General features: G+C 57.2%; 21 protein-coding genes. 7 read left to right on the top strand and 14 right to left on the bottom strand.

Going from position 1 to position 17,814, the window contains the following annotated elements; translation table 11 throughout:
- The first annotated feature begins 258 nt into the window (after nucleotides 1-258).
- Complete coding sequence (locus tag NF685_RS12985; protein WP_252849944.1) at nucleotides 259-1,488, top strand: AI-2E family transporter; 1,230 nt, start codon at nucleotides 259-261, stop codon at nucleotides 1,486-1,488.
- A gap of 600 nt (nucleotides 1,489-2,088) precedes the next feature.
- Here the strand turns inward: NF685_RS12985 and NF685_RS12980 are convergent.
- Nucleotides 2,089-3,057, bottom strand: coding sequence for an NmrA/HSCARG family protein (locus NF685_RS12980; protein ID WP_252849943.1), 969 nt, complete (start codon nucleotides 3,055-3,057; stop codon nucleotides 2,089-2,091).
- On the opposite strand from NF685_RS12980, the gene NF685_RS12975 reads away from it, so the two are divergent.
- Nucleotides 3,056-3,934, top strand: coding sequence for a LysR family transcriptional regulator (locus NF685_RS12975; RefSeq protein ID WP_252849942.1), 879 nt, complete (start codon nucleotides 3,056-3,058; stop codon nucleotides 3,932-3,934). The two genes, NF685_RS12980 and NF685_RS12975, sit on opposite strands and share 2 nt — an antisense overlap.
- Nucleotides 3,935-4,103: 169 nt before the next feature.
- Here the strand turns inward: NF685_RS12975 and NF685_RS12970 are convergent, their stop codons facing one another.
- The 3 genes from NF685_RS12970 to NF685_RS12960 all read right to left on the bottom strand — a co-directional run bounded on the left by NF685_RS12970 (nucleotide 4,104) and on the right by NF685_RS12960 (nucleotide 5,934).
- Entirely contained in the window at nucleotides 4,104-4,457 is a 354-nt protein-coding gene (locus NF685_RS12970; protein WP_252849941.1) for a pentapeptide MXKDX repeat protein, read from the bottom strand.
- Between the two features lie 107 nt (nucleotides 4,458-4,564).
- On the bottom strand, nucleotides 4,565-5,314 hold the full coding sequence (locus NF685_RS12965) for a molybdopterin-dependent oxidoreductase (protein WP_252849940.1): 750 nt from the start codon (nucleotides 5,312-5,314) through the stop codon (nucleotides 4,565-4,567).
- Nucleotides 5,311-5,934 (bottom strand): cytochrome b/b6 domain-containing protein, encoded by a 624-nt coding sequence (locus tag NF685_RS12960; protein ID WP_252849939.1) that lies wholly within the window; start codon nucleotides 5,932-5,934, stop codon nucleotides 5,311-5,313. The genes NF685_RS12965 and NF685_RS12960 overlap by 4 nt, the downstream gene beginning before the upstream one ends.
- Nucleotides 5,935-6,096: 162 nt before the next feature.
- On the opposite strand from NF685_RS12960, the gene msrB reads away from it, so the two are divergent.
- Genes msrB through NF685_RS12940 form a run of 4 tightly spaced genes read left to right on the top strand, consistent with a single transcriptional unit; the run spans nucleotide 6,097 to nucleotide 8,550 of the window.
- Nucleotides 6,097-6,558, top strand: a complete 462-nt coding sequence (gene msrB / locus NF685_RS12955) for a peptide-methionine (R)-S-oxide reductase MsrB (RefSeq protein WP_252849938.1) — start codon at nucleotides 6,097-6,099, stop codon at nucleotides 6,556-6,558.
- 8 nt (nucleotides 6,559-6,566) lie between these two features.
- A complete protein-coding gene (msrA, locus tag NF685_RS12950) occupies nucleotides 6,567-7,358 on the top strand; it encodes a peptide-methionine (S)-S-oxide reductase MsrA (protein WP_252849937.1) in 792 nt (263 codons plus the stop codon).
- A 30-nt stretch (nucleotides 7,359-7,388) separates the two neighbouring features.
- Nucleotides 7,389-7,919 (top strand): sigma-70 family RNA polymerase sigma factor, encoded by a 531-nt coding sequence (locus NF685_RS12945; RefSeq protein WP_264813788.1) that lies wholly within the window; start codon nucleotides 7,389-7,391, stop codon nucleotides 7,917-7,919.
- Nucleotides 7,906-8,550 (top strand): NrsF family protein, encoded by a 645-nt coding sequence (locus NF685_RS12940; protein ID WP_252849935.1) that lies wholly within the window; start codon nucleotides 7,906-7,908, stop codon nucleotides 8,548-8,550. The genes NF685_RS12945 and NF685_RS12940 overlap by 14 nt, the downstream gene beginning before the upstream one ends.
- A 48-nt stretch (nucleotides 8,551-8,598) precedes the next feature.
- Here NF685_RS12940 and yghU read toward each other — a convergent pair whose 3' ends face one another.
- The 8 genes from yghU to NF685_RS12900 all read right to left on the bottom strand — a co-directional run bounded on the left by yghU (nucleotide 8,599) and on the right by NF685_RS12900 (nucleotide 14,397).
- Nucleotides 8,599-9,483, bottom strand: coding sequence for a glutathione-dependent disulfide-bond oxidoreductase (gene yghU, locus NF685_RS12935; RefSeq protein ID WP_252849934.1), 885 nt, complete (start codon nucleotides 9,481-9,483; stop codon nucleotides 8,599-8,601).
- On the bottom strand, nucleotides 9,480-10,196 hold the full coding sequence (locus NF685_RS12930; RefSeq protein ID WP_252849933.1) for a glutathione S-transferase family protein: 717 nt from the start codon (nucleotides 10,194-10,196) through the stop codon (nucleotides 9,480-9,482). The genes yghU and NF685_RS12930 overlap by 4 nt, the downstream gene beginning before the upstream one ends.
- Before the next feature lie 106 nt (nucleotides 10,197-10,302).
- Entirely contained in the window at nucleotides 10,303-11,052 is a 750-nt protein-coding gene (locus NF685_RS12925) for an SDR family NAD(P)-dependent oxidoreductase (protein ID WP_222547446.1), read from the bottom strand.
- Between the two features lie 150 nt (nucleotides 11,053-11,202).
- Nucleotides 11,203-11,619 (bottom strand): carboxymuconolactone decarboxylase family protein, encoded by a 417-nt coding sequence (locus tag NF685_RS12920; protein ID WP_186807680.1) that lies wholly within the window; start codon nucleotides 11,617-11,619, stop codon nucleotides 11,203-11,205.
- A gap of 67 nt (nucleotides 11,620-11,686) precedes the next feature.
- Nucleotides 11,687-12,361: a peroxiredoxin-like family protein gene (locus NF685_RS12915; RefSeq protein WP_252849932.1), complete on the bottom strand. Its 675-nt coding sequence runs from the start codon at nucleotides 12,359-12,361 to the stop codon at nucleotides 11,687-11,689.
- Between the two features lie 112 nt (nucleotides 12,362-12,473).
- Nucleotides 12,474-13,577, bottom strand: coding sequence for an alkene reductase (locus NF685_RS12910; protein WP_289847470.1), 1,104 nt, complete (start codon nucleotides 13,575-13,577; stop codon nucleotides 12,474-12,476).
- Between the two features lie 30 nt (nucleotides 13,578-13,607).
- Nucleotides 13,608-14,243 (bottom strand): glutathione S-transferase family protein, encoded by a 636-nt coding sequence (locus NF685_RS12905; RefSeq protein WP_188426473.1) that lies wholly within the window; start codon nucleotides 14,241-14,243, stop codon nucleotides 13,608-13,610.
- Nucleotides 14,236-14,397, bottom strand: a complete 162-nt coding sequence (locus tag NF685_RS12900; RefSeq protein ID WP_158625400.1) for a hypothetical protein — start codon at nucleotides 14,395-14,397, stop codon at nucleotides 14,236-14,238. The genes NF685_RS12905 and NF685_RS12900 overlap by 8 nt, the downstream gene beginning before the upstream one ends.
- Nucleotides 14,398-14,515: 118 nt before the next feature.
- Here NF685_RS12900 and NF685_RS12895 point away from each other — a divergent pair, with 118 nt between their 5' ends.
- The gene (locus NF685_RS12895) at nucleotides 14,516-15,391 is read left to right on the top strand and encodes a LysR family transcriptional regulator (protein ID WP_252849931.1); all 876 of its coding nucleotides are present in this window, start codon (nucleotides 14,516-14,518) and stop codon (nucleotides 15,389-15,391) included.
- 138 nt (nucleotides 15,392-15,529) lie between these two features.
- Here NF685_RS12895 and NF685_RS12890 read toward each other — a convergent pair whose 3' ends face one another.
- Both NF685_RS12890 and NF685_RS12885 read right to left on the bottom strand, forming a co-directional pair.
- Nucleotides 15,530-16,321, bottom strand: coding sequence for a tyrosine-type recombinase/integrase (locus NF685_RS12890; RefSeq protein ID WP_252849930.1), 792 nt, complete (start codon nucleotides 16,319-16,321; stop codon nucleotides 15,530-15,532).
- Nucleotides 16,322-16,904: 583 nt separating this feature from the next.
- Entirely contained in the window at nucleotides 16,905-17,540 is a 636-nt protein-coding gene (locus NF685_RS12885) for a hypothetical protein (RefSeq protein ID WP_252849929.1), read from the bottom strand.
- Between the last annotated feature and the right edge of the window lie 274 nt (nucleotides 17,541-17,814).

Below are 17,814 nucleotides of genomic sequence, written 5' to 3'. Positions count from 1 at the left end.
TGATGCCGCAGGAAAATTGCTGACACGGTCCGCCGCAGATCGCGCTTGCGTCTTGCCTTTCGCGCGAAGCGCATCACGCTTGTGGCAGAGAGCTATGCGGCGCCATTCGTGCTTCGAGCCCTAACACGCCCTACCTCATAGCCTGAAATCGAGCTCAGCTCTGTTTTGCTCTTCTGGTATCCGTTAGAATCAAACGCGCACTGTAACTGCCCCTTTACGCCTTTCACCGATGTAACAATGAACGGAACGAACGAGCACATGGCTTCTCCTCTCATTTCCGAACGTCATCCCTGGGTAAAATATCTCGCGCTCATCAGCATGGGCGTTGCGATATATGCCGGAGCAATCTGGATTTCGTTCTCACTTATCGTCGCTTTGGCATGGGGCGCAGTCATCGCTATCGCTGTGCGACCGATACAGCGCAAACTCGGACAATTCATCGGTGCGAAACTCGCTGCGATCAGCCTTATTGGGCTGACATGTGTGATCTTCACTATTATGGCTGGCATTGCGGGTTATGGCGCGGTGACCGAAATCGGTTCGCTCTCTGAGAAAGCCCATCGTCTTATTGCTCCTCATGAGGCATCAGCCCCGGTCAACGGCAAGGAAAGTACTACGCCAGGCCAGATTGCGTCCTCACAGACCGTGACGAATGCGGAGAGGTCGGACACGGCTCATCATGATGATAAAGAGGGTGGCTCAGGTTCTGCCGATGCGGAAAAACCGACCCTACCGCCAGCCGTCTCAACGCGGATCGACAAAGTCAAAAGCGTTCTTCCTGCCAGTCTCGCAAACAAGATCGATCCGCAACAGATCATGATGATGGCAAAGGCCCAGGCCAAGTCGATTTCCAGAATTGCCGGGCTCGCGGCTTTCAAGATCCTCAAGAGTATTCCACATCTTCTCGAGGCCTTTTTCGTTGCGATGCTTACCGCTGCGTGTTGTCTCCTATCCTACGGGCGCATCACATCCTCTCTTCGTACGGTCAGTATGCAGCTCACGCAGCGCGATGACATTCTTCTGCACATCGTTCGAAGCGTTCGCGGGGCCGTCAACGGGCTGGTTCTTGTTGGTATTGGTGAGGCGCTTGTCTGCTCGCCGCTGATTTTCATTGCTGACGCAGCGCACGCCGTCATTCTGACGATTGTTCTGGCGATTGCGGCATCGATCCCGTTCTGCGGTTATCCGGCAGTAATTCTTGTGGGTGGCATCATTGCTGCATCGGGGTCCATGAACATGGGTATCGCCGTAGCGGGCTGGGGGCTTTTCGTTCTGTTTTGTGGGGAGCATTTCGTCCGTCCGAAATTCATCTCGGACGAGACCCGCCTGCCGTTCCTGCACACCATCGTCGCTATCATGGGCGGGCTGCATATGCTTGGCCTGGTAGGTCTGTTTATCGGGCCGGCAATTGTAGCTGCGGCACACATGCTCTGGTGCGAACTCGACGGTTCACGGCGGAGCCCGGAAACTGCGAGACGAGCCGCCTGAACCGTCTCCAGTACCATGGAGCGACAACGGATCGTTCGGCTGCGGACGGTCCTCACGCTTCGACAGGCCGCGTGTAGCGCTGTCGGACGATATAGGAAACTAGTGAAGCTGAGTTGTCTTCCGGTTTATGGAAATGATCATCCGTAATGACGCCTCTGCACAGTCACGCGCCACGCAATAATAGCTTTGCGTAGTGAGCAGAGGCGATACCTGACCTCATCAGGAGGTGATGGAACAAGGCGCAGGAGCGCAGGTTCAGGATCCATCACCATGACATGACGATTGTCGCAGGGTTGATGGGCGGGCCGCTCCCATTTACCCGCAGTCGAGAGGCTGTGCGGTACGCCCTATCTGATAGGGCACGTCAATCATCATCGTCAGATCGTCCTTCGTCCAACCTGAAATTTTCGCAAACTTGCGACGTGTCCAGTGATTGGAGAACATCTTGTCGGGGCCATCTGCTCCTTCGTGAGCCGATACAGATACCTATTTCCACCCTCCTCCGAAAAGTCTGAATGAGATTTCTCTCTGCCTGCGCAAGAACCTGAGCTCAGGAGCTTGCGCAGGCAGCATATTCCGGTCACGGCTCCGGTCTTTGGATCACCGTAGAAGCCTATGACCCGGTTTTGTCTTAGATTCTGCCCAGTTTGCGAGTGTCAGCAATGAAGGGTGCTCACGCCGCAGAGCTGGGATATCGGCCCTGAATCCGTCCCGAGCGATCCACTCGAACATCAGACGAAAGTCCTCCGGAAGGCGCGCTCGTATCACGGGCGGGATCATGGAGGAGAGGGTGGGCCGTATTCCGTCATGTCTCAAAGTCGATACTGCGGAGCGGGCGGTCATACTGTCGCCAGCAAGCTCCACAGCACGGCCGAGATACAGGTCCGGTTTCTCGAACGCCTCCGCGGCGAACCAAGCAACATCTTCCACCGAGACAAGCTGCATGGTCTGATTGGGCCTAAGATAGGTCTTCATCATGGAAAGCATGGTGATCCGAAAGATCAGGCTCAAAAAGTTTTCCATGAAGGCAGCAGGGCGCAAAACCGTGGCGGGCAACCCCAATGAGGCAATGTGCTGCTCTATCGCCCATTTGCTCTCGAAATGAGGCACGCCGCTCCGTCGCTCTACCCCGCCTGCGGAGCATTGCACGAAGTGCCGCACACCATTCTTCTTTGCGAGGCTGGCAAGCCTCTTTCCCTGCTGCTCCTCACCGGTTGGGCCGATCTTCATGGGCGACTGGACGGACAAAACGCCTTCAGCACCATCAAGCGCTAGTCGCAAGGAGCGCTCGTCATCCAGATTTCCACGAATGACCTCAACCCCACTTGTCGCCAGAGCGACTGCTTTCGGTGCGTGCACATTACGAACGAGCGCGCGAATGCGCCAATGCCCTCGGCGTTGCATCTCGCGGATCGTGGCGCCACCTTGTTGTCCGGTCCCGCCCATAATCAGAATGACTGGTTTCGACATCTCGATCTCCTTGAGTAAGAAGCAGGATAAGTCGTTCCCGGTGGACTGAGCAGATGGGTCAATGCAAACATGCCGTTCCACATCTGGAACGCAGATCATGAACTCAGATGACCTTGGCAGCTTCCTGCGTATCGCGGAGGCGATGAGTCTCAGTGCGGCCTCGCGTTCGAGCGGCACGCCTAAATCGTCACTCAGCCGAACACTATCGCGCCTGGAAGGCGAAATAGGAGCCAAGCTGTTCGAACGCGGCCCACAGGTCCTCAGGCTGACCGAGGCCGGGCGCATACTCCTCACCCATGCAAGACGTGTCATGGACGAGTTGAACGAGGCCTCCGCGGCTCTTGACGGTGTGACGGGGCAGCCTCGGGGTATTCTGAAAGTCAGCGCGGCAACGACATTCGCAATCGGGCTGGTGGCGCCAATGCTGCCGCGCTTTTTGCAAGACTATCCCGATCTGCGCATCCATCTGGACGCCGAAAACCGAATTGTCGATCTACCGAAAGAGGATATCGACGTGGCAATCCGGATAGGAGTCATGTCTGACTCGGACCTGATCGCCAGCAAATTGGGTGGGATCGAATTATGGCCCTGCGCCAGCCCGTCCTATCTCTCTGAGAGGGGCACGCCCCGAACCCCGTACGAGCTGGCCGATCACGAGTTGCTCGGGTGGACCGATCATCCTTCGATCTGGTGTTTCCGGGATAGCTCGGCATGCGATCATTGCGTGTCGGTTGCTGTTGGATCCGTTATCCCGGAGCCCGCCGTTCTGCAGGTCATCCTCGAAAATGGGGGAGGGATAGGACGCTTACCTGACTTTCTGGCACGTTCCTTGGTCGAGCAAGGGCGGCTTGTACGACTGCTCCCCGATTTTCAGACAGAGACTGTAGAGGTACATGCTGTGTATGCAGCACATCGGAGCCTCTCTTCCAAGGTCCGAGTGTTTATCGACGCCTTGCGTGTACATCTGACACGATAATCGGCCGTGTCATTCTTTGGGACATAGGTCATCGGCGCCGAATGCGAGAGTTATCTGATATCATCTTTCTCTACCGGTGCCCACGCGCTGGGGACCGTAAGAACCGTCGCACAATGCAATTTCACCCGGAACGGTAAACCTGTGGCTCTTGGCCACAGGCGTGAATTCCTCAGTTTGGCTTTGTCATCTCGCCTTTCGATTCAGCGCCCATCGCGTCATTGCTCATCGGATCGCGCTTCATCGCGTTGGCCATCTTGTTCTTCTTTTCCATACCCCCAGATTTCATCATGCTACCATGCTTGCTCATGGACTGCTTCGACATTCCATGGGGCGCCATTTCGTCCCTTGTCATGGCATGCTTCTTCATGTTGTCTGAAGACATGTCACCGTGGGACATGCTGTCATGTGTCATAGCGCCCTGCGACATCGTCCCTTGTGCCATGGTGTCCTGAGCGAAGGCAGGGGCTCCCAGCAGCACTGTCGAAGAAAAGGCACAGGCGAGTGCGAGTGTGCGAAAAGACATGATTACATTCCTGGATCGGTTTAAAGGATCGGAAAATGGCCGCGCCAGCTTCCGATATCTTTTCTTTCGCCTCAGCCTGCCCGCAGGTTACATGCCTGCGTGATTTTTTATGAACCGCCGAACCAGTCATAGCCCTGGTCTTCCCAATATCCACCCGGGAAATGGTTCGTGACCTCGATAGAGGCGAGATATTTCGGGTTTTTATAGCCGAGTTTTGTAGGAATACGGATTTTCATCGGGGCGCCATAGGCGGGTGGGAGAGGGTTCCCGCCAAAATCCAGCGCCATGATTGTTTGCGGATGGAGTGCCGTCGCCATATCGATACTCGTGCTGTAATCATCAAAACAGCGGAAATTCACATATTTTGCCCGCAGATCGGCCCCGACATGTTGCAGGAATACAGAGAGTGGAACCCCCGACCAATCTCCGATAGCGCTCCACCCCTCCACGCAAATATGTCGCGTGATCTGACTTTTCTGCGGCAGGGAGCGAAACCGGGCGACCGACCAGGGGCTCTTGTCTGAAACAAGCCCGCTTACCTCCAGCCGCCATGATGACGTCTCGACAAGTCTTATGTCGCTCTCGTCATAATAGGCATTGAATGGAAACGGATGGGTGATGCGTGACGGATCGAATTCCCTTGCGAGGCGCTGGCGGCTGAAAAGAAGCGCCTGCATCCGGTCGGTAAAGCGTGACATCAGGCTGAGGGCGTGTTCCACCGACGCATTATCGTCCAGCGCGCAGCCTGACAGCAGGGAAAGCCCACCAAGCGAAAGACTGTTTCGCAGGAAGAGCCTGCGTTCGAGCTTGCGCAACTCGGGCGCGACACCGGCGCGGTCGATTTTCGGCGGGCTCATGATGCGCTCTCTCTGTCGCTATCTGTCATGCGTCGCCCGAACACCATGCCCCACAAGGTGGCAGGCACCATCAGGGCTAGCGCGATATGGAGCAAAAGAAAGCCCACAATCAGGCTCATCATGGCAAAATGGATGCATCGGGCAATGTTGTAGCCTCCGAACAACCAGGTCAGCCATCCAAGTTGCACGGGTTTCCAGATCGACAAGCCCGTCGTGACTGTCAGCACAGCAACCACAAGCACGCCCGTGTAGAGCGCACGTTGCACGGCGTTGTAGTGCCCGGCCTTGTGGGAGAGCTTCAGGCGCAGGGCCTGCCCAACATCCCTCACCACAGATCGCGGTCCTGCGGGACGCAGGTCGTTGCGAAAATGCCCGCTTGCGGCGCCATACACAACGTAAACCAGCCCCGCCCCCATCAGCACCCACATGGCAGCAAAATGCCAGGCAAGGCCGCCGCCAAGCCAGCCTCCAAGAGTGATGGCAGCGGGGAATTCGAAAGGCAGGATAGGGGAGGCGTTGTAGATCTGCCAGCCACTACCGATCATGACGAGCATGGCAAGCGCGCCTGCCCAATGGGTGAGGCGTATGATCGGTGCGGGCGCGCGTCGCGATCGTGACATGGCAGTTCGTTCCCTGAGTCTTCTGGAGGCTGGCAGAGCTTCCTTCGTGCGCAGGCCCCTAAAAGTTACGGCACGGAACGAACAAAAACATTGTGGCTGCCCGTAACCTTTGCACGGTGCAGCACGAAGGATGGAGTGAAATTCAGCAAAAGGGCGAAGTTCATGACATCGCGTCGACAATTCTGCCTTGCTTCAGTCTGTCTGGCTCTGTCGGGCCGCGCCTGGGGCGCAGAACCTTATCCCGTGACGCATAGTGCTGCTGAATGGCGGCGCCTGCTCACACCGGAGCAATTCGAGATTCTGCGCGAGGCTGGCACAGAGGCACCCTGGTCCAGCCCGCTCCTGAACGAACACCGACAGGGGCGGTTTGCCTGCGCAGGCTGCGCAACGCCGGCATTTGACTCACGCAGCAAGTTCGAAAGCGGGACGGGCTGGCCAAGTTTCACGGCAGCGCTGCCCCAAGCTGTTCAGGAGCGTGGGGATGACAGTCTTGGCATGGAGCGCACGGAGGTACGGTGCGCGACATGCGGTGGTCATCTTGGCCATGTCTTTGATGACGGTCCCCAACCGACCGGATTGCGCTACTGCATGAACGGTGCAGCCTTTACCTTCAGGCCAGTCTGAAAGTTCGCATGATGATCAGAAAAAACGTGCTTGGCGTCGCGCTCGCCACATTCAGCCTTTATGGCATTCTGCACCAGGTCACCTCAAGGGCGTCTGCCTATCCGACCTTGCCTGAGCCCGTTATCGTGGCAAAGACCGGTAACGACAAACCCATCGGGCAGATGACGGCACCCCCCGATGATTCCCGTCCGGGGATGACACCATCCAGCGTCGTTTTTGCGGGAGGGTGTTTCTGGGGGGTGCAGAGCATTTTCCAGCATGTGCGAGGCGTCACCGCTACCCGAGCTGGATATGACGGCGGTGCGCGTGACACGGCCCAGTATGAACGCGTCAGCGAAGGCGATACCGGTCATGCGGAATCGGTTGAGGTTGAGTATGATCCGACCCTCGTCAGCTTTGGCACGCTGATGCGGATATTCTTCACCGTGGCACTGGACCCGACGCAGATCGACCAGCAATTCCCCGATACGGGGCCACAATACCGTTCCGTCATTTTTACGCGCACAGCGCAACAGGCGCGCGAGGCAGAGGCCTATATCGCGCAACTCGATGCCGCCCACATCTTTGCCCAGCCCATCGCAACGCATGTTCAGCCTGACAAGGCGTTTACCGGGGCGGAAAGAGAGCATCAGAATTTTGCGGCGCGTTATCCGCATAATATCTACATCGAGACCTATGATGCCCCGCGGCTGGACGCACTGCGTGCCAGCTTCCCGGCAAGCTGGCGGACAGAGCCGGTCCTCGCACTTTCTACGGCACCCGGGTCTTTACGTATGTCAAATGATAGCGGTAGGAAATGATCTCCGGTCACGCATGAAGGCAGCAGATTTTTGACAGAAGCGGATTGGAGCCGTTGGATGGAGGCCGCGCAGGCAGGAGATGCACAGGCTTATCGCCTGGTGCTGGGCGAGGCTCAGGCATGGTTGCGCCGTTTTTTCCTCAAACGCTTGCCGCCCTCAATGGTCGATGACGCCGTGCAGGACACCCTTATGGCGGTGCATGAGAAGCGTCACACCTTCGATCCTTCCCAGAAATTCGGCCCGTGGATTGCGGCGATTGCGCGTTACAAATGGATTGATCGCCTCCGGGCCGCCAGGCGTACACAAACGACCCTGCTTGATGAGACGGTGGCTGTGGGCGATCACGAGGAACAGGTGACCACGGCTCATGCACTGGAAAAGCTTCTGGCGCAGTTGAAGCCGGGGCCAGCAGAAGCGATCAGGTTGGTGAAGTTGCAGGGATTGAGCATAGAGGAGGCAGCACGTCGCACAGGGCAATCCGCGACGCTGGTGAAGGTCGATATCCATCGCGGGTTGAGTCGTATGAGCACGCTGGTGATGGGAGGCAATGATGGTGAATGATCCCCTGATCGAGCAATTTGTAACCGATCTTCGCCCCGTCCGGAGGCGCTCGCTCTGGCGCGATGCCTTGACCCTCGCGGTTCTCGCCGGGGTCGAGATTGGTGCAGTGCTCGGGTTTGGCCTGATGCGCCCTGACATGCCCCATGCCATGCACATGATGAGCTTCTGGTGGAAGGCAATCGGACTGCTGCTGATCGTCGGGCTGGGCGTTGCTTCGGCGCTGGTCTCGCTCGACCCGACGCGTTCGCCCCGGCAGGGGCTGCGTCGGCTGGGCGTGACCGCTCTTGTACTTTTTGCTCTTGGCTGGCTTGTGGATGCGCTTCAGGCTGAGCCAGAGGCCTTATGGCTCAGGCTTGATCCGGTGCACGGCATGGTCTGTGCACGCAAGATCGTAGAGCTTGCTCTGCCCGCTGTCCTCGCGCTGGGTGTTATCGTGCGCCGCGGCGCACCGGTTGATGTGCGCGGAACGGCGTGGGTCACTGGCATTGCCGGCGCGGCTTTTGGTGCGCTCGTCTTTGCTCTTGCCTGCCCCTTCGATGACCCGCTTTATCTCGTCGTCTGGTATTCATTGGCCTGTGCGCTGACGGCCTGCGGCACGCGTCTGGTATTGCCGTGGCTGATACGCTGGTAGTTCCGGGCGATGCGGGATGCATCGCCCGATGCGGCGGGGTGGAACCGATCAGATCGCGCTGTCTTTCGGCAACTTGTCCTGCGTTCTGAGCTCGAAATCCGAGCTGTCATGGCGTTCGCGAAGCTGGGAAGAGAGCGGGCCTGAGAGCCTGTTCACCATCCGGCCCCGCTGGACAGCAGGGCGTTCGAGCAACCGGGCTGACCACGCCTGCACATGGGAATACTCCTGGACGCTCAGAAACTGTGCAGCATCATTATAAAGCCAGCCTTCAACAAGGCCGCCATACCAGGGAAAGATTGCCATATCGGCGATTGTATAGGTGTCGCCTGCTATATATTCATGCCTGGCAAGCTGCCGGTCGAGAACGTCCAGCTGGCGTTTGGTCTCCATGGCAAACCGGTTGATTGCATATTCGATCTTCTCAGGGGCGTAGGCATAGAAATGGCCAAAGCCGCCGCCGAGATAGGGTGCGCTGCCGACCTGCCAGAAAAGCCAGTTCAGACAGGCCGTACGCGATGGAACATCCCGAGGCAGAAAAGCCGCGAATTTCTCGGCGAGATAAAGCAGGATCGATCCTGATTCGAAGACGGGCAGGGGGGTGCCCCCGCTTTGGTCGACCAGCGCCGGGATCTTGGAATTCGGGTTGATGGCTGTAAAGCCCGATCCGAACTGATCGCCATCCCCTATATGGATCAGCCAGGCATCATATTCCGCCCCCTCATGTCCCAGGGCCAGGAGTTCCTCCAGCATGATCGTCACCTTTACCCCATTGGGCGTACCCAGTGAGTACAGCTGGAGCGGGTGATGCCCTAAGGGGAGGTTCTTTTCATGCGTCGGCCCGGCGACAGGGCGATTGGTGCTGGCAAATTTGCCGCCATTCTGTTTGTCCCATGTCCAGACACTGGGCGGTGTATAGTTTTCCGAAGCGGTCATGAGCGCTGCTCCCGATTGTGGATAGGGAAATTGGATGGGAAGAGGGCCCGTTGTGCCTGATCGTCCATATCGGTCTTGAATGCGTGCCTCTTCATGAGCGCCTGTACGCGCGACACGGCCGGTCGGGCATTGATGTCGTGCATGAAGCGAGCAAGTGCAGGCCAGCGCTCGAGCGGATAATCTTCCTTGAGCACACGGGGCGCACGCTCCAGCCAGCCCCAGGCAGACATATCGGCAATCGTGAAAGTATCGCCCACGATGTAACGGCGGTCCGTGAGGTGCTGGTCGAGAACTGTGTAATGTCGTTCGACCTCGCGCCTGTACCGATTGACGGCGTAGTCCAGCCCGGCGGGCGCTGCATGCTGAAAATGCACGGCCTGACCGGAAAAAGGCCCGAGTCCGGATGCGATAAACATCAACCATGACAGCAATTCAGGCCGGTCCGCGGGGGTCCCAAGATATTGCCCGGTCTTTTCAGCAAGATAGAGCAGTATTGCATTGGAATCGAACACGCGTGTTGCCGGGCCCGCAGGACCTTCGGTGTCGATAATGGCAGGCACTTTGCCATTGGGGTTGATCGCGAGAAACGCCGGGTCATGCTGATCACCCTTGCGGGTATCGACCGGTATGGCCTCATAGGGCAAACCGGTTTCCTCGAGCATGAGGGCGATTTTCGCCGGGTTGGGCGTGGGATGGAGATAAAAACGGATCATGATAGCTCACCCTTGCGAAACCATGTCAGTCTGATTGGCAGTATGGGCGGGTCCTGCTGACGCTCCACCGTACTGGTGATCGCAATCCTGTGGTGATCACGGAGCCCTAGACCGCGGCCGCACCACCGTCGACAATGAGGTCAATGCCTGCAACATAACTGCTTTCATCAGAAGCCAGAAAGAGCGCGGCCGCAGCAAGTTCCTCTGGCTGCCCCAATCGCTTCATGGGCACGGCTGCAGCCCATTGACGCTTGACGGCTTCGGCACCTTCCGGCGTATCGGCCTGACTGTCCATGATTGGTGTGTCGAACGGTCCGGGGCTGAGGGTATTGATCCGTATGCCGCGTTCGACCAGTTCGGCCGTCCAGGTTCTGGACAGGCTGCGTATTGCAGCCTTGCTTGCGCTGTATGTGCCATAGCCAGGCACACCCTTATTGGCAGCGATGGATGACACAAGGATGACTGAGCTGCCAGACCGCAACAGGCCAAGTGCCTTGCTGATCGTGAAATACAGGCCTTTCACGTTGATATCGAACGTCCGATCGTAATTGGCTTGTGTTGCCTGTTCGAGTGTTTGAGGCAGAACGATACCGGCATTGGCGACCAGGATATCGATAGCCCCACGTTCACGCCGTATCGTTTCCACCACGCGTTCGATATCACCGGGGAGACTGACATCGGCCTGTATAGAGGCGGCCTGACTGCCCAATGCCGCTACAGCCCGCTCAAGCTCGGCCTGTCGCCGACCGGTGATATAGACAAATGCGCCTTCAGCGATGAAACGCGTTGCGATTGCAAGCCCGAGCCCGCTGCTTCCTCCGGTCACAAGGGCCGTTTTTCGATGCAGTTTCGTCATAACTGTTCCTTTTCGAAGGCAGATTGCCGTGAAGTACTCACGAAGCGCGAGAGGGGCGCAGAGAGGTTCGTGAACGCCGCAGGCTGGATGTCATCGGGAGCGCGAGACGAGGCCCGTTCTACCGGCAGGGTACAGTACTTGGGTGAGGGCTCAGAGCAGACCGCGATGGCCTTCATACTCTTCGCTTTTGTCGAGTCCACGCTCAGCAATGATCTTCGCAGCGACAGGCATGACACCGGAAATGGCGGGGAAGCCGACATAAGGGAGCATCTGTATCAGAGCCTCCTCTATTTCCTTCAGCTTCATACCGTGATCGAGCGCAAAACCCATATGGAGGCCGAATTCATGAGGCTGGCGCAGCGCAACCATGACGGTCATGGTGATGAGACTTCGACGCGCCTGATCGAGCCCTTCACGTGTCCAGATGTCCTCGAAAACATGATCGACTGCATACCCGGCTATGGCTGCGCCAAATGTGCCTGACTGTGATGCTGCGATGAGCTTGGCGGATTGTTCGTCACCCATCAAATGGCGAGTGAAGCTATTGCCCATGTCATTGGAGCGCATATCTCTCTCCGTATCCTCAGTGAAAAACTCCGCCCCTGCGCGAGCCGGGGCGGTATGGATGGAGCAATCAGTCGGCCGACTGGGTCGCGTGGCGCAGGGCAGGAAGCATGTCGGCAGGTTCCGGGCGACGCGTATAATCCGGATTGACCTCGGCATAGAGAATGACGCCGTCCTGACCAATGACGAAGCGGCCAGGCATAGGCAGCGTCCAGCTGTCGTCACCATTGAAACCGGGCAGATCGTTCTTGAGATTCTTGTAAAGCTCAATCAGATAATCAGGCAGGGTAAAGCGAAGGCCAAACTGCGCGGCGACGTCATTATGCGTGTCAGACAGGATCGGAAATTGCAGTTCATTCTGGCGGATTGATTTTCGGCTGTTTACCGCAGTTTGCGGGGAGATCGCGATCAGATGGGCGCCAAGCTCACGAAATGAGGGAAGTGCCGCTTCGAGAGCCTGCAATTCCATGTTGCAGTAAGGGCACCACACACCGCGATAAAAGCTGATGACCAAAGGCCCCTTGGCCAGAAGATCAGCAGAAGAGACAGGGTTACCCTCGGGGTCGTTCAGCGTAAAAACGGGTGCCTTGTCTCCGGCTTTGAGGGCTTTTTCCGCAGCGCCGGACGCAACCAGCTCGGCGGTGGCACGGTGCATGGTTTCGATGACGCTATGCGGAACGTTATAGGGGGGCTTTCCGGCTTCGAAATCGGTCTTGAAGGCGTCGAGCTTTGCCTGAAGTGTCATGGGTTCGTTTCCTTGAAATCTGGTGACGGATCTGACGATAGGAGGTCGCCGTACCGGAGGGATGATGGCAGGTACGACTAATGGTCATTCCCTGGTGGAATAACCGCGGTGGTTATTGCTCTGGTGTCGAGGCGTCGAAGAAGGGATAATCGGTGTAGCCACGAGCATCGCCGCCGTAGAAGGTCGAGCGGTCGTAATTTGTCAGAGCAAGGTCCCCGCGCAGGCGCTCAGGCAGATCGGGATTGCTGATGAAATGCCGGCCGAAGGCGACGGCATCGGCATCACTGGATGCGAGCACGGCTGCGGCACTGTTTTTGTCGAACCCACCTGCCGCGATCAGCGTGCCCCGAAATCTCTCGCGCAGATCACGCGCGGCCACAGGTTCGCTCTCGGCGATGAGTTCCGTGCCCTTGATGCGGGGTTCAACCACATGCAGATAGGCGATGCCGAGCCTGTCCAGCTGCTCCGCCACATAACCGAAGGTTTCTTGGGGGTTGCTGTCTGACATCGAACCGTAGGTGCCACTTGGGCTCAGGCGAACACCCACGCGGTCTGCCCCCCAGACGGATATGACTGCCTGTGTCACTTCCAACAGAAAGCGAGCGCGGTTCTCGATCGGGCCACCATACTCATCGGTGCGGTGGTTGGTACCGTCCTGCAGGAACTGGTCTGGCAGATAGCCATTGGCGCCATGAATTTCCACGCCATCAAAACCTGCCTGCTTTGCCCTTGCGGCACCTTCCCTGAACTGCTCGATCACCGCGGGAATTTCCTCCAGCGAAAGGGCACGCGGCATGGAAAACGGGACAGGGCCACTGGGCGTATAGGCGTCGCCTTCTGCCTTGATTGCAGAGGGCGCGACCGGGGCTGCACCACCTGGCTGCAGATCAGGATGCGACTGTCGCCCTACGTGCCACAACTGCATGACAATCTTGCCACCGCGTGCATGAACGGCTTCGGTCACCTTGCGCCACCCGTCTATCTGGGAGTCGTCATAGATGCCCGGCGCGCCGGCATAGCCGTATCCTTCGAGCGCAACGGGTGTTGCCTCTGAGATGATAAGACCGCCGGGTGAGCTGCGCTGGCTGTAATACAGCACCATGAGGGCATTGGCCTTGCCAGTATGGTCCGACCGCATGCGCGTAAGGGGTGCCATGACGATTCTGTGGCCGAGCGACAGCGCCCCGGCATTGAAGGGCGTAAAAAGTTTGTTCATGGGAATAACCTCGGAGCGATCAGAAGAGGATCAGTTTGGGGCGGCGAGCGTTTCAACCCGGGCGATACCGCGCTGAACGCCAGGTCTGGCCGCAATCCGCTCGTACCAGCGGGCGATATGAGGGGTGTCATCGAGGGTGAGGCCGGGAAAACTGCGCCGCCAGAGCCAACCGAAATGGGCAATATCGGCGATAGTAAAATGATCGCCTGCCACGAAATCCCGGTGCGCCAGCAAGGTGTCGAGCACATGCAGGACGCGTTTTGCCTCTTTGTCGAAGCGCTCGATCGCGAGAGGCAGTTTCTCGCTAGCGAAACGCTGGAAGAAACCCGATTGGCCGAAGGCGGGGCTCAGGGCAGAGGCGTGAAAGAAAAGCTGCTCGAAAACGCGCGCCCGTTCGGCCCCGGTTGCAGGGAGAAGTCGGCCGGTTTTTTCAGCCAGGTATACGAGTATGGCTGCAGACTCTGTGAGGACGAGCTTCTCATCCCTCGCGTCGTGATCAACCAGTACCGGAACCTTCTGGTTAGGATTAAGCGTCGTAAAGGCCGTGGTACCCTGTTCGCCTTGCCGGATATTGATGCCGTGTAGCGCATAGGCGAGATCGAGCTCTTCCAGCGCGATGGTGACCTTGACGCTGTTGGGCGTCGCGAAAGCGTAGACCTCAATCATGAGCGGTTCCTCCATCAGGTTTTGCAAGGAGAGCGGAGAGCGCCGGGAGAAGGGCAGCGACCATGGCTTGTGGCAGGTCACCGGTGAGCTGATAGGCCGAGATGAAATGCGACACCGGTCGTGTTGATACGGCGTTGGTGAAATGAACGATCATCCTGAACCCTGCTCCATCCTTCCCCGACGCTGACCGGGTTGCAGGCCTGGTTTGCCTCTGTTTCACTGGGCATGGCAGATGGCTCGATGCGATAAGCATCATTCCCGGGAGGAATAGAATGGACCGATATCAGGCGATGACCACGTTCGTGCGTGTGGTCGAAACGGGTTCATTCTCAGCAGCGGCACGGCAGCTTCATGTTGGTCAGCCCGCTGTCTCGAAAATCGTGGCACAGCTGGAAGCGAGGCTACAGGTCAGCCTGCTCATACGCTCCACTCATGGTCTTACAGCCACCGAAGCGGGGCAGGCATATTATGAACGCGCACGCAATGCGCTTCAGGAAGCCGACGAAGCGGAGCTCGCCGCACGTGGTGCCGGGAGCGGCCTGTCAGGGCGGTTGCGTGTGTCGGCGGCGACAACATTTGCACGATTGCACATCATACCGCGGCTTCCTGCCTTTCTCGATGCACATCCGCAGCTCGATGTGGATATTCTGCTTGATGACCGGATGATCGATCTCGTTGCCGAGGGGGTGGACATCTCGTTGCGTATGGGGGCTTTGGCTGACTCATCTGCCGTGGCACGCAGACTGGCAACGGGCAAACGCTCGGTCTTGGCCACACCAGCCTATCTGGCGCGTGCGGGGGTGCCGTCAGTGCCTGCTGATCTGGCTGATCACAACGCGATCGTTTACAGTCAGCTCCCCAATGTCTGGTCATTTCACAGGGATGGCTCGGCCGTCTCGGTGTCCGTTTCCGGGCGTCTCAGGGTCAGCGCCGCCGAAGGCCTGCGGGCAGCAATACTCGCTGATATGGGCCTGACCATCACCTCGGACTGGATGTTTGCCCCTGAACTTGAGAGCGGCGCCGTAACGCGCCTCCTTCCGGCATGGTCGTTGCCTGATATCGATCTATGGGCTGTCTTTCCTACCGGTCGAATGATGACCGCAAAGGCAAGGCAATTTGCAAATTTTGTTCAGGGCTTGATGGAATGAAAGCACGATGCCGCCGTGCGGTGCGCGTCCAGAAATCGACGTTTTCGGCCTCGATTTCCTCGGGTGTTTCGGGACGGCGTCTGTCTCGGCGGCTCATATCGGCTCCTTTGATGACGACCGCCGCCGAATCATGGGGCGTCAGTCCTTGAGGTAGTTCGCGCCGCTGTCACCCTTATGAACATGAGCGTAACGCGTCGTCGTTTTGAGGTCTGCGTGCCCCAGCGTTTGCTGCACCACATGGGCAGGTGCGCCGTTGTCGAGCGCGTGGGAGGCGTGCGCATGGCGGAACCAGTGCGCCGAGGCGTCAGGCAGTCCTGCGCGTTTCGTTGCCCGCTTCACGAGGCGGTGCGCCGCGCTCAAGTGAAGCGGGCACCCATCATAACCGGGGACGACCGGCGTATCAGGACGCCAGCCGTCAGCCCTCGCGGCCATGAGCTCTTTCCACAGCTTCGCGGGCACAGACACATGACGCGTCTTGTTGCCCTTGCCACAAACAGAGGCCACGCCTCCTTGCTGTCGCCGTGTCATATCTCGCCATGTGAGGCCGCACATTTCCGAAATGCGCAGCCCCATGAAATACAGGACGCGAAGCGCCAGCCGCTTTCGCGGGCAGGGTTCGCCGTCAATGATGCGCCTTACATCTTCTTCAGTCAGAATCCGTTCACTCAGACGATCACGCCCGCGCTCCAGGCGCAGCGCCGCGCCTACATCTGCGTCAAAAAATCCGACACGCAGCCCGAAGGCGAGGGCGGATTTGACCGAGGCCAGCTTGCGGCGGCGTGTGGCATCCGAACCGGGCAGGCTGTCGAACCAGGCCTGAAGGTCATCAAGCACCACCTCGGCCAGCGGTTTGGCCGCCCAGCTGCGGAACGCGGTAAGGTCCGCACGATAGGCCCGCGCCGTGTTCGCTGATCGGTTGTGGAGCCACATATTTGTGAGGCGGTCATCGTCAGAGATACGGGGCCTTTTCGCGTCCGTAGGTGGTGCCATTGCCCCAACTCTCCGACAAGATATTGATTTGGTTGGATTTCCGACACTTGGCCGGGGTCTGAAAACCGCCAGATAACAGGTATTATCTGGCGGATTATGAGCGGTATAGGCGGGTTATCTGGCGTCCTGCCCAAAAGGGGATGACAGATAATCCCGCGTTATCATGGCGGCTTTCGGACCCGGGCCGACGGCAGCCCGTCGCGCCTGTGATTGCCACACATGGAAATGCCGGGCACCCGAAGAGCGCACATTGTCTGCGCTTGCAGCAGCAAAACCGCGCATCATGATCTGGTTTTATGGGAAGACGCGAACGCCAATAAAAAAAGGCGTGGGCCTTGGTACTGGTCACACGCCTCCGTAGAGCTTACAGCTTTAATGTCGGTTGCTGTAACACGTCAACAGATTTTCCACGGTCGCCTCGAATAAAGACCTGGTTCATCATCTCTCTACGGGCGTCGTCTCGACTTGAGGGGCAAGACCCCGCCGATTTCCGAAGCACCCATTTAATTGACGTAGTTTTCTATTATATATTGGATCTCATAAAATACTCATTACCAAAAATATATTGATCATTGATATGATGATTTATTTTTTCGATAATAGAGTGCATTTCGTTTACTGTTATATATTCATTATCTGAGTCCATGGGAGAATTATAAATAAATACGAAATTAGAATTAACGTAATTAACCGGAACGCTTTCGTCAATTCTATCGACATTATTGAGAATCAGACCTACGGCTACCAGTCTTTTATCGGGATCGATAATCATCGTCCCGAAATCATTGGCGCTTCCAAGCTCTGAGCTTCCACCCAAAGCAATATACCCGTCTTTTTGAGCGGTCGGTCCAGTATTATGATTATGCCAAGTGGTACTCATGGTACGATCCAGCCTCTTCCGGGATGCGTCATTCAGCTGGGATAGATTGGCATTTTTATACAAGGTTTGAGCGCAGCTCAGCAGTAATGCAGCGCCCTTAGGATTGGCCGTTCTATAGTCGGCAAAAGACAGATCTGCAAAACTTCCATCCGGAAGTTTTTTCCCTTCCGAAAAAGAGGGAATATCCGGAAAACGGCATTTTGTTTCTTCCGCATGCGGCTTTGATGGGAAAGCAAGCAAGAGACACAGAGCCGACATAATGAAAATGAGCTTCAACATAGTTTACTCTAAAAAATCCATTTTGCGCTCAGGATATAATAATAATTGGTATAGAGCAAACCATACATTTACTCCTCAAATATAGAAAATCGTCAATGATCCGTGCAAGGCCAGTGTCGGCCAGAGTTATTTTAAAGCGATCAATAATCGATCGAGGCGTGTTCTGAGAAAGGTTTGCTCTTAGAGCCTGTTTGGAAAGTTGGAGCGGATGTGATTCAAGCTCTGGATGTGGACACCAGAGCAGAGGGCCCGAATGGCCGGGATTGCCCGCAAG

The organism is Asaia lannensis NBRC 102526 (genome assembly GCF_024054035.1).
In the GTDB taxonomy this organism is placed as follows: Bacteria; Pseudomonadota; Alphaproteobacteria; order Acetobacterales; family Acetobacteraceae; genus Asaia; species Asaia lannensis.
The sequence above is the reverse complement of the archived record's forward strand: the minus strand, read 5'-3'. Positions and strand labels throughout refer to the sequence as shown.

Coding starts and splice junctions, on each gene's coding strand:
- NF685_RS12985 (WP_252849944.1), top strand. CDS start 259: ATGGCTTCTCCTCTCATTTCCGAACGTCATCCCTGGGTAAAATATCTC.
- NF685_RS12975 (WP_252849942.1), top strand. CDS start 3,056: ATGAACTCAGATGACCTTGGCAGCTTCCTGCGTATCGCGGAGGCGATG.
- NF685_RS12980 (WP_252849943.1), bottom strand. CDS start 3,057: ATGATCTGCGTTCCAGATGTGGAACGGCATGTTTGCATTGACCCATCT.
- NF685_RS12970 (WP_252849941.1), bottom strand. CDS start 4,457: ATGTCTTTTCGCACACTCGCACTCGCCTGTGCCTTTTCTTCGACAGTG.
- NF685_RS12965 (WP_252849940.1), bottom strand. CDS start 5,314: ATGAGCCCGCCGAAAATCGACCGCGCCGGTGTCGCGCCCGAGTTGCGC.
- NF685_RS12960 (WP_252849939.1), bottom strand. CDS start 5,934: ATGTCACGATCGCGACGCGCGCCCGCACCGATCATACGCCTCACCCAT.
- msrB (WP_252849938.1), top strand. CDS start 6,097: ATGACATCGCGTCGACAATTCTGCCTTGCTTCAGTCTGTCTGGCTCTG.
- msrA (WP_252849937.1), top strand. CDS start 6,567: ATGATGATCAGAAAAAACGTGCTTGGCGTCGCGCTCGCCACATTCAGC.
- NF685_RS12940 (WP_252849935.1), top strand. CDS start 7,906: ATGATGGTGAATGATCCCCTGATCGAGCAATTTGTAACCGATCTTCGC.
- yghU (WP_252849934.1), bottom strand. CDS start 9,483: ATGACCGCTTCGGAAAACTATACACCGCCCAGTGTCTGGACATGGGAC.
- NF685_RS12930 (WP_252849933.1), bottom strand. CDS start 10,196: ATGATCCGTTTTTATCTCCATCCCACGCCCAACCCGGCGAAAATCGCC.
- NF685_RS12925 (WP_222547446.1), bottom strand. CDS start 11,052: ATGACGAAACTGCATCGAAAAACGGCCCTTGTGACCGGAGGAAGCAGC.
- NF685_RS12920 (WP_186807680.1), bottom strand. CDS start 11,619: ATGCGCTCCAATGACATGGGCAATAGCTTCACTCGCCATTTGATGGGT.
- NF685_RS12915 (WP_252849932.1), bottom strand. CDS start 12,361: ATGACACTTCAGGCAAAGCTCGACGCCTTCAAGACCGATTTCGAAGCC.
- NF685_RS12910 (WP_289847470.1), bottom strand. CDS start 13,577: ATGAACAAACTTTTTACGCCCTTCAATGCCGGGGCGCTGTCGCTCGGC.
- NF685_RS12905 (WP_188426473.1), bottom strand. CDS start 14,243: ATGATTGAGGTCTACGCTTTCGCGACGCCCAACAGCGTCAAGGTCACC.
- NF685_RS12900 (WP_158625400.1), bottom strand. CDS start 14,397: ATGATCGTTCATTTCACCAACGCCGTATCAACACGACCGGTGTCGCAT.
- NF685_RS12895 (WP_252849931.1), top strand. CDS start 14,516: ATGGACCGATATCAGGCGATGACCACGTTCGTGCGTGTGGTCGAAACG.
- NF685_RS12890 (WP_252849930.1), bottom strand. CDS start 16,321: ATGTGGCTCCACAACCGATCAGCGAACACGGCGCGGGCCTATCGTGCG.
- NF685_RS12885 (WP_252849929.1), bottom strand. CDS start 17,540: ATGTTGAAGCTCATTTTCATTATGTCGGCTCTGTGTCTCTTGCTTGCT.